The sequence below is a fragment of the Suilimivivens aceti genome (assembly GCF_025567405.1).
Taxonomy (GTDB): Bacteria; Bacillota; Clostridia; order Lachnospirales; family Lachnospiraceae; genus Suilimivivens; species Suilimivivens aceti.
The window spans coordinates 1-11,830 of sequence record NZ_JAOQKJ010000005.1 but is presented as its reverse complement, the minus strand read 5'-3'; the positions used below and the strand labels follow the sequence as shown (position 1 = coordinate 11,830).

General features: G+C 44.0%; 11 protein-coding genes and 1 tRNA gene. All 12 read left to right on the top strand.

The features are described from left to right. The 12 genes from OCV77_RS06680 to OCV77_RS06625 all read left to right on the top strand — a co-directional run bounded on the left by OCV77_RS06680 (window position 1) and on the right by OCV77_RS06625 (window position 11,253). A complete protein-coding gene (locus tag OCV77_RS06680; RefSeq protein ID WP_262574177.1) occupies window positions 1-492 on the top strand; it encodes an FHA domain-containing protein in 492 nt (163 codons plus the stop codon). A gap of 77 nt (window positions 493-569) precedes the next feature. Further along, entirely contained in the window at window positions 570-1,577 is a 1,008-nt protein-coding gene (locus OCV77_RS06675) for an SCP2 sterol-binding domain-containing protein (RefSeq protein ID WP_262574176.1), read from the top strand. A 65-nt stretch (window positions 1,578-1,642) separates the two neighbouring features. Next, entirely contained in the window at window positions 1,643-2,053 is a 411-nt protein-coding gene (locus OCV77_RS06670; RefSeq protein WP_262574174.1) for an HIT family protein, read from the top strand. Between the two features lie 54 nt (window positions 2,054-2,107). Next, window positions 2,108-2,950 (top strand): fumarate hydratase, encoded by an 843-nt coding sequence (locus tag OCV77_RS06665; RefSeq protein ID WP_331488788.1) that lies wholly within the window; start codon window positions 2,108-2,110, stop codon window positions 2,948-2,950. 20 nt (window positions 2,951-2,970) lie between these two features. Next, complete coding sequence (locus OCV77_RS06660; RefSeq protein ID WP_118799500.1) at window positions 2,971-3,522, top strand: Fe-S-containing hydro-lyase; 552 nt, start codon at window positions 2,971-2,973, stop codon at window positions 3,520-3,522. A 2-nt stretch (window positions 3,523-3,524) separates the two neighbouring features. Beyond that, a complete protein-coding gene (locus OCV77_RS06655) occupies window positions 3,525-5,294 on the top strand; it encodes a cache domain-containing sensor histidine kinase (protein WP_262574173.1) in 1,770 nt (589 codons plus the stop codon). Further along, window positions 5,287-6,039: a response regulator transcription factor gene (locus tag OCV77_RS06650; protein WP_262574172.1), complete on the top strand. Its 753-nt coding sequence runs from the start codon at window positions 5,287-5,289 to the stop codon at window positions 6,037-6,039. The genes OCV77_RS06655 and OCV77_RS06650 overlap by 8 nt, the downstream gene beginning before the upstream one ends. Before the next feature lie 154 nt (window positions 6,040-6,193). After that, window positions 6,194-7,399, top strand: coding sequence for an ABC transporter substrate-binding protein (locus OCV77_RS06645; RefSeq protein WP_262574170.1), 1,206 nt, complete (start codon window positions 6,194-6,196; stop codon window positions 7,397-7,399). A 65-nt stretch (window positions 7,400-7,464) separates the two neighbouring features. Then, window positions 7,465-9,177: an ABC transporter permease gene (locus tag OCV77_RS06640; protein WP_118799492.1), complete on the top strand. Its 1,713-nt coding sequence runs from the start codon at window positions 7,465-7,467 to the stop codon at window positions 9,175-9,177. Between the two features lies 1 nt (window position 9,178). Further along, window positions 9,179-10,255: an ABC transporter ATP-binding protein gene (locus OCV77_RS06635; RefSeq protein WP_118799491.1), complete on the top strand. Its 1,077-nt coding sequence runs from the start codon at window positions 9,179-9,181 to the stop codon at window positions 10,253-10,255. Between the two features lie 39 nt (window positions 10,256-10,294). Continuing rightward, window positions 10,295-10,978 (top strand): MgtC/SapB family protein, encoded by a 684-nt coding sequence (locus tag OCV77_RS06630; RefSeq protein WP_262574167.1) that lies wholly within the window; start codon window positions 10,295-10,297, stop codon window positions 10,976-10,978. Window positions 10,979-11,165: 187 nt separating this feature from the next. Continuing rightward, a tRNA-Ser gene (locus OCV77_RS06625) sits at window positions 11,166-11,253 on the top strand. Window positions 11,254-11,830: the final 577 nt, after the last annotated feature.

The following is an 11,830-nucleotide window of genomic DNA, read 5'->3' as shown; positions in this document are numbered from 1 at the left end:
GTGATTCTTTCATTGGGGGCAGTTATAGTCAGGAAGCTTTCTGGCAGAAAGCAAAAGAGAGAAACGGAAAATCTGTCATTCAGGGAAACGGAAGAGGAAATGTTTTCACATGGAATCTATGAAGAGGCCTGTTCTGAAAGAGTACAAGGTCAGCGGAAGGAATATGGGGATACCGTCTATATTCCATGGACAGCAAACAGCGAAAACAAGCTGTACGGAGTAGGGAAGGATAATAAATTCCATATTGACCTGAACCGGCTGCCGATCACAGTGGGAAAGCTGGCAGGGAGCGTGGATATGGTGATCGATAATCAGAGCATCAGCCGGGTACATGCCCGGTTCACCAGAGAAGGAACAAGAATCTGCATGACAGATCTGAATTCTACTAATGGGACTTTCAAGAATGGACTGCGTCTGACGCCTAATACTTCTGAGATCCTGGAACCCGGTGACGAGATTCGTCTTGGAAAGCTGAAATTTGTATATCGTTAAGAAGATTGCATAATCCGGCGTCCATGGTATAATTAAAAAACAGGGCAGACATTAACCGAAAGGGTTGGATAATCAGAATGAAAATAGCAATTTATTATGGTGGCCGCGGACTGATCGATGATCCCACATTATATGTGATCAATAAAATGCAGGAGGTTCTGGAGGAACTGCATGTAACAGTAGAGAGGTACCACCTGTATGAACTGAAGAACACGATCACTACGCTGCCTAAGACCCTAAAGGAAGTAGACGGTATCATTCTGGCTACGACCATAGAATGGTTTGGTATTGGCGGTTATATGCAGCAGTTTCTGGATGCCTGCTGGCTGTATGGAGATAAGGAAAAGATTGCCAGCATTTATATGTGTCCAGTGGTCATGTCTACGACCTATGGAGAGCGGGAGGGCAAGCTGAATCTTGAAAATGCCTGGGAAATCCTGGGCGGTAAGCCATGCAGTGGTCTCTGCGGCTATATTGCCGATATTGCAGATCTGGAAGGTAACGAGGAGTATAATAGTATCATTGAAAAGAAAACAGAGAATATTTATCGGACAGTAAATCAGAAGATGGCTAGCTTCCCGGCCAGTAACCAGGCTGTGAAGCAGCTTGTTTCCAGCACCAGAAATACAGATCTGACACCGCAGGAAACAGAACAGCTTTCCCAGTATGCAGCAGATGACAGCTATGTAAAGCGGAAAAAGGAGGATATTCAGGAGCTTACCAGCCTGTTCCGGGATCTGATGGGAACAGAGGAGCAGGAAAATACAGAGGATGAGTACTGCAAGGAGCTGCAGAGCCATTTTGTGCCACAGGCAGGTTTTAAGGCTGTTTATAAGCTCCAGCTTGAAGAGAAAAAGAAGCCACTGATCATTGAAGTAAACGGAACAGAGATCCGGGTATATTACGGGAATGTGAACAGTGCAGATGTGGAGATTCAGATCGGACGCAGTGCAGTAGATGATATTATCCATGGCAGGATGACATTTCAGAGAGCCTTTATGGGGGGGCTCATGAAAATGAAAGGTGATTTTAAAGTATTACGTACACTGGATCAGATCTTTCAGTTTATGGATCAGAAATTGTAAAGCATATGGTAACAACAGATAATGATAACAGGTTCCTGTGAAATACAGGAGGGAAGGAAAGAAATATGAAGAATGATAATTGTATTTTCTGTAAAATTGCAGCTGGAGAAATCCCGTCAAAAACATTGTATGAGGATGAAAAATTCCGCGTGATCCTTGATCTTGGTCCGGCTACCAGAGGACATGCACTTGTGATCCCGAAGGAGCATTATGCAGATCTCTATGAGATACCTGAAGAGACTGCCGGGGAAGCCATGAAGGTTGCTAAAAAGATGGCAGCTGTTATGACAGAAAAGCTGAAAGCAGATGGCTTTAACATTGTTCAGAATAATGGTGAGGTGTCGGGACAGAGTGTATTCCATTTCCATATCCACCTGATTCCCAGATATGAAGGAGATGGACATATCCTTTCCTGGAATCCTGGAAGTCCGTCCCAGGAAGAACTGGAAGAAGTAAAGCAGCAGATTCTTGGATGATCTGTCTGGAAAATCTGGAAAGAAGGAACAGACAGAGAAAGGCGGAGCAGACCATTGAGAACAGTAAAGACCAAACAGATCACAGAAAATATCAGGGAAATGTGCATTGAAGCCAACCATTTTCTGACAGGAGATATGACAGAAGCATTGGACAGGGCAAGAGAGTCTGAAAAAGCGCCTCTTGGAAAACAGATTCTGCAGCAGCTTCAGGAAAATCTGCAGATTGCAGGAGAGGATATGATCCCGATCTGTCAGGATACCGGAATGGCAGTGGTATTTGCAGAAGTTGGACAGGATGTTCATATAGAAGGTGGTCTTCTGGAAGATGCCATACAGGAGGGTGTGCGCAGAGGATATACAGAAGGGTTTCTGCGTAAATCTGTGGTAAAGGATCCACTGATCAGGGAAAATACAAAGGATAATACACCGGCGGTTATCCATTATACGATTACATCCGGAGATAAGATCAGATTGACATTGGCTCCTAAGGGGTTTGGGAGTGAAAATATGAGCCGGATCTTTATGCTGAAACCGGCAGATGGAATTGAAGGTGTGAAAAATGCCATACTTACAGCAGTAAAGGATGCTGGACCCAATGCATGCCCGCCTATGGTAGTTGGCGTGGGAATTGGTGGTACCTTTGAGAAGTGTGCGCTGATGGCCAAGCAGGCACTGACAAGACCGGTGAATGAGCATTCTCTCATTCCTTATGTAAAGGAAATGGAGGAAGAGCTTCTTGAAAAGATCAATAAAACAGGGATCGGACCGGGAGGACTTGGGGGCAGTACCACTGCACTGGCCGTGAACATTAATACTTTTCCCACACATATTGCAGGGCTGCCTGTAGCAGTGAATATCTGCTGTCATGTAAACAGACATGCAGTCAGGGAAATCTGACAGGGAAGAGAGGACAGGATATGGAACGACATATGACAGTTCCCTTTGGGGAAAAGGAAACATCCGGGCTGAAAAGTGGAGATTACGTATATCTTACAGGTACCATCTATACTGCAAGAGATGCGGCACATAAAAGAATGTATGAGGCGTTGCAAAGAGGAGAGAGCCTGCCGTTCGATCTGAAGGATAATCTTATCTATTATATGGGACCATCTCCTGCCAGGGAAGGAAGACCTATCGGATCTGCAGGCCCTACGACTGCTAGCAGAATGGATAAATATGCGCCTGCGCTGCTTGATCTTGGACTTCGGGGAATGATCGGAAAGGGCAGGAGAAGCGAGGATGTAAAAGAAGCGATTGTCCGCAATAAGGCGGTTTATTTTGCTGCAGTTGGCGGGGCAGGAGCTCTTTTATCAAAGTCCATATTACGTTCTGAGGTGATTGCTTATGACGATCTTGGGACAGAGGCAATCCGTAAACTGGAGGTTAAAGATTTTCCAGTGATCGTAGTGATCGATCCTGAAGGAAATAATCTGTATGAAACCGCAATTGCAGCATATAGAGAAGAGTAGCGATGAAAATATTGAAGAATTATTCTTTCCGCAAAAAAACATTTGCCGGTATGCTTCTGGCAGCAGGAATTCCGATGCTGATCGGATACTTTATCATGCTTCAGATGTTTAATATTACCTACCGGAGAAGTCTGAACCAGGAGGCGGAAACGATTCTGAACGCAGTAGCCGGGTCTTTTGACTCGGCTTTTTCAAATATTTATGATGGGATCCGCCAGCTGGCAGAGGAAGAAATCATTCGCAAAAATCTGGAAAATGGAGATGGAGCAGGAACCTCCGTATACCGGGAGCTGTACGCAGTCAGCTCCAAATACAGTAAGTACGCTTATTTTTCCATTTATGATGCAGAAGGGAACAAGCTGGTTTCTGTGACGGAGAATACTTATATCAAAGAAAAGCTGCCATTAGACTGGAGCGTATTATATGAAGCAGGACAGAATCCGGGCAAAGTGGTTGTACGGAACGCCAGATTATATGAGGGGGAGAAAAGAGTTGAGTTTCTCAGGGCAGCTATGGCAGTCCGTTCAGAAAAGGGAGAAATCACAGGATATATTGTAGCAACTGTAAATGACGGACTTTTTGATAATATGAAGTGGGGACTCGTCAGCGAGGATCAGGGTGTTATTTATGCTATGGACAGCTTCCAGGAGATGGTATACTGCTCAACGGATTCCTATGACGAAGATGAAATGCGCCGGATCAGACGGGAAATGCTCCGGGACGAGGCTGCTGACAGCGACAGTCAGAATGCCTGCGTGAGTGCAGATAAGAAATATTTTTATTACGTAGATTACGAAGAGACAAGTGGTCTTTATCTGTTTTACCAGCAGCCGGTTGCGGCATTAAATCAGTTAAAAAACCGTGCATTTACCATAGCAGTGATGTCAGCAGCTCTTGGACTTATAATCTGTATTTTCTTGTCAAAATCGGTCAGCAGCTTTATTTATCAGCCGATTAAGAGGATGCAGGATGCGATCGCAGAGATCCGGCAGGGAAATTTCAAAGCAAGGATCAAGGTTGACAGTCAGGATGAGCTTGGGCAGCTTTCGGAGAGCTTTAATATGATGGCAGAGCATCTGACTGATAACATGGAACGTCTTCTTGCCAGAGAGAGGGAGCTGAGCGAGGTACAGATCAAAATGATGCAGGCACAGTTGAATCCACACTTTTTGTATAATACGCTGGATACCATGAAATGGCTGGGAAAGGCTAATCAGATCCCGGAGATCGCCACGATATCTGCTGATCTTGCCAAGATCCTGCGGATGAGTATTTCTGCAAGCCCGGAGGTACCACTGGCGAAGGAAGTGGAACTGGCTGAGGCATATGTCCAGATTCAGGAAATCCGATTTGCAGATAAATTTGAATTTATTGTGGATCTGCCGGATGAATTGGCAGCTCTTCTGGTGCCTAAGCAGATTCTGCAGCCAATTATAGAGAATGCGATCATCCATGGTCTTGGAGGAAGAGAAAATGGAAGGGTTATGGTACAGGCAAGACAGACAGGGGAAGAAATTCTCCAGATCCGGATCCATGATGACGGTGTTGGAATGAGCAGGGAACAGGTGTGGAAGCTGAATCACTGCGAGGAAGATACTTCAGAGCAGCACAGAATGGGAGAAGAAAGACACAGTATCGGGTATTATAATGTCAATGAGATCATAAGGCTGAATTATGGGGATGGTTATGGCTTGTATACAGAGTCTGAAGAAGGGGCAGGAACCTGTATTTACATGACATTGCCGGTCAGAAAAGGGGAGAAGGATGTATAAAGTAGTTGTAGTTGAAGATGAGAAGCTTGTACGGGAAGGGATTGTACACGGAACAGAATGGTCCCGGATCGACTGTATGGTAGCAGGTGCGGCCGGAGATGGGGAAGAAGGAATTGAAGCAGTACATAAATATCACCCGGATGTGATCGTGACAGATATCTGTATGCCCAAAAAGAGCGGGATTGAAATGGTGGAAAGCCTGCGGAAGGAGGGAAATCATGCAGTGGTTATTTTTCTGACAGCTTATGGAGAGTTTTCCTATGCTCAGCAAGCGATAAAGCTGGGAGCTGCAGATTATCTGCTGAAGCCGTTTTCAGACGGAGAGCTGGAAGCTGCAGTAGAGCGTATCCTGAAGCAGAATAAAGAAAGAACAGAAACAGAGGAAAAAAATCCGAAATGCAGTCTGATCAAGGGGGATAAGAGCAAATATATCATGGATGCAGTCTCTTATATTGATGAGAATTATGCTAATCCCAATATTTCTGTCAGGTCTGTGGCAGAGAGCCTCGCGATCAGTGAGGGACATCTGAGCCATTTATTCAGGAAGGAAACAGACTTTACCTTCCTGTCTTATCTGACGCAGTGTCGTATGCGGGCGGCAAAGAAGCTCCTGAAGGATCATAGATATAAGATTTATGAGGTAGCGGAAATGGTGGGATATAAGGATATCACTTATTTCAGTGTCACCTTTAAAAAGCTGATAGGAGTATCCCCATCAGAATATCAGGACAGATACAGAGATTAAAATGTCAGAATAATTAAAAGGATATGCGTTTTGTCCAGTATACAGTTTTGTGTAGTATTTATATAATATAAATACAATCAATGAATTTTTTGTTACATATGAACAAAAGTGGGAGCGGCCTAAAGAACAGCTCCCGGAAAAGGAGGATTCATTTATGAAACAGTTAAAGGGCAAAAAGGCGCTGGCCGCAATCCTGACAGCAGCGATGACCATGTCACTGATGGCATGCGGAAGCTCAGGCAGCGCGGCAACAGAGGAGAAGCCGGCAGAAGAGACACAGGAGACTGCTGCGGCAGAAACAACAGATACTGCGGCAGAGGAAACCACAGAGAGCAGTGATTCCGGAATGGATGCTTTGATTGAAGCAGCTAAGGCAGAAGGAAAGCTTACTGTATATGGTTCCTGCGAGGAAGCTTATCTTTCAGCAGCATGTCAGAAATTTGAAGAAATGTATGGTATTCAGGTAGATTATCAGAGACTTTCTACCGGCGAGGTTTATACCAAGATTGAAGAGGAAGCAGGAAATCCTTCCGCAGATGTATGGTTCGGAGGAACAACAGATCCTTATAATGAAGCGGTAGCAGCAGGACTGCTTGAGCCTTATCAGGCACAGAATGCATCCCATCTGATTTCTGATACATACAAGGATCCGGATGGAAACTGGTATGGAATTTACAAGGGTATCCTTGGATTTATGGTAAACAAAGAAGAGCTTGACAGACTTGGCCTTGAGGAGCCAAAGGACTGGGATGATCTATTAAAGCCTGAGTATAAGGGGCTGATCGGAATGTCCAATCCATCCACAGCAGGTACAGCAAAGCTGGTCATTAACACCATGGTTCAGATGAAGGGTCATGATGAGGCAATGGAGTACTTCAAGGAGCTTGATAAGAATATATATCAGTATACTAAGAGCGGCTCTGGCCCATCCAAGATGGTAGGACCTGGCGAATGCGTTATCGCAATCGGTTTCTTACATGATGGCATTACACAGATCCTTTCCGGATATGACAATATCGATCTGATCATCCCTGCATCAGGTACCAGCTATGAAATTGGTGCAACAGCAATCTTCAAGGGCTGCAAGAATGAAAATGCTGCAAAGCTCTGGGTTGAATATGCATTATCGCCTGACTGCGTAAATATTGCAAAAGAGAACGAGTCCTATCAGTTCCTTGTTATCGACAATGCAGAGCAGCCTGAAGAAGCAACCCAGTTCGGACTTGATCCTGACAATGTGATTGATTACGACTTTGAAGATGCGAAACAGAACACAGCTACCTATGTAGAAGACTTCTTCAATGCAGTAACAAACGGTTCTTCTGAAAATGCCGACAGCAGCAGATTCCTGACCGAGTAATTAACAAAATCAGGGGAGATGGTGTCTGTACCATCTCCCTCTTTTTATCAGAAAGGGGAAAACAGATGGCTGCCCAAAGTAAGAGTGCAAAACTGGATCGAAAAAAACTGTTTTCTGATCCGGTTATGGTAGGAATGATCAGTATTCTGCTCATTTTCCTTGTATTATTTATTGTATATCCGTTGTTTGTTCTTTTAATTGACAGTATTTATACTGAAGGAAAGCTCACGCTTTCCGTATTCCAGAGAGTTCTCAGCATGAAGCGTTTCCGGACTGCGTTTTCCAATACCCTGGTGCTTGGACTTCTGACAGGAATTCTTTCTACGGCAATCGGACTTCTTTTTGCATATGTAGATGTTTATGTAAAAATAAAAAACAAAGCAGTAGGAAAGCTGTTTAATGTTGTATCACTGCTTCCGGTTGTATCACCGCCTTTTGTATTATCCTTATCGACTATTATGTTGTTTGGACGGAGTGGAATTATTACCCGTTCGCTCCTTCACATATATGATTCCAATGTATATGGATTAAAAGGAATTGTAGTCGTTCAGACACTGACCTTTTTCCCAGTCTGTTATCTGATGCTGAAGGGACTTCTGAAAAATATAGATCCATCGCTGGAAGAAGCTGCCCGTGATATAGGTGCTTCCCGGATGAAGGTATTTACGACAGTTACCCTGCCGCTGCTTCTGCCAGGTCTTGGAAATGCGTTCCTTGTAACCTTTATTGAGTCAGTTGCGGATTTCGCAAACCCGATGCTGATCGGTGGTGATTATGATACGCTGGCAACTACCATCTATCTGCAGGTAACAGGATCCTATGATTCTACAGGTGCTGCAGCGATGTCAGTTGTATTACTTTCATTGACACTGATCCTTTTCTTTATCCAGAAATATTATCTGGAAAGAAAGACAGCAGCTACATTGACGGGTAAAGCATCCAGAGCAAGAATGCTGATCGAGGATAAGAGTGTAACCATTCCTCTTACACTGATCTGCTGTCTTGTAGCACTGTTTGTTATCATCATGTATATCATGATTCCTTTTGGTGCGCTGTTTAAGCTGTGGGGACGGGATTATTCACTGACCTTTAAGTGGTTTGATTATCTCTTTAAATACAGTGGACTGAAGGCGTTTAAGGATTCCTTCCTGCTTTCAGTGATCGCGGCGCCGATCACAGCCCTGCTTTCCATGGTGATTTCTTATCTGGTAGTAAAGAAAAAATTCAGATCCAAGGGATTTATTGAATTTGTTTCTATGCTTGCCATGGCGGTTCCCGGAACGGTTCTTGGTATTGGTTATATCAGAGGCTATGCAAATGGAATTTTCCATACAGGTGTCCTCAGTGGTATTTATGGAACCGGAATTATCCTGATCATTGTATTTATCGTCAGAAGTCTTCCTGTTGGAACAAGAAGTGGTATTTCCGCCCTGAGACAGATTGACAAATCCATTGAGGAATCTGCTTATGATCTGGGAGCGGGAAGCGGAAGAGTATTTACAACAGTAACGCTTCCACTGATTAAGGATTCGTTTTTCAGTGGCCTGGTAACATCATTTGTGCGCAGCATTACTGCGATCAGTGCGATCATTCTGCTTGTAACGCCACAGTTCCTGCTGATCACCTGTCAGATCAATGAGTTCGCAGAAAAAGGTTACTATGGCGTGGCATGCGCCTACGCGACAATCCTGATCGCTATTGTATATCTGTCGGTTCTGCTGATGAACCTGTTTATCCGGTTCTTTGGCACAAGTAAAAAGATAAAGGAGGAAAAATAATATGCTGAAAGAATCCAAAGGAATCCGTCTGGAGCATATTTCCAAAATATATCAGGATCCTAAAACAGGAAAAGACTTTAAAGCTGTGGATGATGCCAATCTGGTGATCGAGCCAGGCAGCTTTGTTACCCTGCTTGGACCTTCCGGCTGTGGAAAGACTACAACCCTTCGAATGATTGCCGGCTTTGAGAGCCCGGATGAGGGAGAAATCTATCTGGGAGATCAGCCTATTAATGAACTGACGCCCAACAAACGTGATACAGCGATGGTATTCCAGAGCTATGCACTGTTTCCTCACTATAATGTATTTGACAATGTAGCATATGGTCTGAAGCTTCGTAAGCTGGATAAAAAGGTGATCCATGACAAGGTTATGGAGATCCTGGATCTTGTAGAACTGAGTGGTATGGAAGGACGTATGACAAACCAGCTTTCCGGTGGACAGCAGCAGAGAGTTGCACTGGCAAGAGCGCTGGTAGTAGAGCCGAGTGTTCTGCTTTTTGATGAGCCTCTTTCCAATCTGGATGCCAAGCTTCGTGTATCCATGAGAACAGAGATCAGAAATATCCAGCAGAGAGTGGGGATTACAGCGGTTTATGTTACTCATGATCAGAGTGAAGCCATGGCTCTCTCAGATCAGATCATTATTATGAATAAGGGAGTTGTTTCACAGATCGGTACACCACAGGAGATTTACTATCACCCTGCCGATGAGTTTGTAGCAGACTTTATCGGAGAAGCGAACTTCCTGCGAGGCAGGCTTGTACAGAAGGACGGTGAAAAGGGAGTGCTGTCTATTGATAATCATGACGTAGAGGTAGATGATATAGGAAGCTTTGAGGTTGGAAGTGACTGTACTGTTGTATTGCGGCCGGAAGCAGCTGTACTTGCACCGGAAGGACAGCTTCCCTGCAAGGTTGTGATGAGCTGCTTTATGGGTGAATATCAGAATTACCATGTAATGGCAGGAGATACTCTTGTTAAGATCACAGACTTTAACCCCAAGCATAAGAGGATTTATCGGGTTGGAGAAGAAGCCTTTGTCAGATTTGATACCTGTGATGTACACATTATATAATAGAAGAAATCAGGTATCTGGATAAAGGAGGGGTAACGAATGGGTAATTTTCTGATGGAGCAGCTACCTTTCTTTGTCAGGATCATTCTTGCCTGTCTGTGCGGTGGTATTATAGGACTGGAAAGGCAGCTTCGTACCAAAGTGGCCGGAACCAGAACTCATATTATGATTGCACTGGCATCGGCACTGATGATGATCATATCAAAATATGGATTTATGGATGTTATTGGGATTGATGGGGCTTCCTGGGACGTTTCCCGTGTTGCGGCAGGTATTATCACTGGAATTGGTATACTGGGTGGTGGCCTTATCTTTATTGGAAAGCAGGGCTATGTAAGCGGAATTACCACAGCGGCTGGTGCCTGGGTTACAGTAGGTGTGGGAATGGCTGTAGGAGCCGGTATGTATCCAATCAGCATTGGAACTACATTGCTTGTTGTTCTGATCCAGACTGTATGCCATAAGGATCTTTGGGTAGTAAAGCAGGCTACGAGAGCCAGGGTTGTATTTCTGGTGTCTAATGAAAAAGATGCTTTTGGTAAAATTAGTAGTGAATTGAATGGTTATAATATATCCATAAGTCAGTTCAAGTGGGAACGTAAAGGAAAAAATGTTTTTCAGGTCCGCTGTCAGGTGCTGATTCCCGCCAGATACAGTAAGGAAGAGATTGTGAATTTGTTTGCTGGTCTGGATGAGGTGGAATCTTTTGAAATTATTCAATAGAAATGGAAAAAGAAGCGGTGCACAGGAGTATATTTCCTGTGCATTCCGCTCTCTACTTTATCTAGTATTTTTTTCTCAAAAAACACTAGATAAAGAAGTTGACAAACGATAGTGGCTTAGGTATAATAACTTTTGCGTCGTAAAGATGCACAATAAAATATTGGTAGTGGGAAGCAATTCAGATTATGGAGAAATACTCAAGAGGCTGAAGAGGCGCCCCTGCTAAGGGTGTAGGTCGTTCACGCGGCGCGAGGGTTCAAATCCCTCTTTCTCCGTTTAGCTACCAATAGTCCTGGAAGTGCCAGAGTTGGTGCTTCCAAATTTTTCGCCCGGACTTGTAAAAACAACCTATATTTTATGTAAATATTTGTTGACAAGAACTTGGGACAGGTGCTATAATCAAATTCCACCGTCTGAAAGAGCTGGTAAGAGATCCGGCGTGACGGAAGGGAGGTTTTTCTGAGAAGAAAAACAAAAATAAAAAATCTCAAAAAGGTGTTGACACAGACAGAAACACATGATATTATATCAGAGTTGCGTCTGAGAGACACAGCAACGAATGCGAAGCAGACCTGCGATGCAGGTTTTTGGGAAATGCTTCATACAAAATCCCGCTTTGCACGTACCTTGACAAATAAACAGTAATGCAACCCTGAAAATTCTAAATGAGAAAGTCCGAGAGGACAAAGCTCTGAAGAAGATTCAGAGGACTAGAAATAGTCGAAAACAAGCGAAAGCAAACCTAACAGTAAGTCATCTGATTTAAGATCAGATAGACGGATAGGATCAACCAGATGTTGATCCGGGTTAAGGAGAAAACTATTAATTGAGAGTTTGATCCTGGCTCAGGAT

Bases quoted from the DNA above. Each gene is read 5' to 3' on its own strand.
- OCV77_RS06660 (WP_118799500.1), top strand. From the start codon at position 2,971: ATGGAACGACATATGACAGTTCCCTTTGGGGAAAAGGAAACATCCGGG.
- OCV77_RS06670 (WP_262574174.1), top strand. From the start codon at position 1,643: ATGAAGAATGATAATTGTATTTTCTGTAAAATTGCAGCTGGAGAAATC.
- OCV77_RS06650 (WP_262574172.1), top strand. From the start codon at position 5,287: ATGTATAAAGTAGTTGTAGTTGAAGATGAGAAGCTTGTACGGGAAGGG.
- OCV77_RS06645 (WP_262574170.1), top strand. From the start codon at position 6,194: ATGAAACAGTTAAAGGGCAAAAAGGCGCTGGCCGCAATCCTGACAGCA.
- OCV77_RS06630 (WP_262574167.1), top strand. From the start codon at position 10,295: ATGGGTAATTTTCTGATGGAGCAGCTACCTTTCTTTGTCAGGATCATT.
- OCV77_RS06655 (WP_262574173.1), top strand. From the start codon at position 3,525: ATGAAAATATTGAAGAATTATTCTTTCCGCAAAAAAACATTTGCCGGT.
- OCV77_RS06635 (WP_118799491.1), top strand. From the start codon at position 9,179: ATGCTGAAAGAATCCAAAGGAATCCGTCTGGAGCATATTTCCAAAATA.
- OCV77_RS06675 (WP_262574176.1), top strand. From the start codon at position 570: ATGAAAATAGCAATTTATTATGGTGGCCGCGGACTGATCGATGATCCC.
- OCV77_RS06640 (WP_118799492.1), top strand. From the start codon at position 7,465: ATGGCTGCCCAAAGTAAGAGTGCAAAACTGGATCGAAAAAAACTGTTT.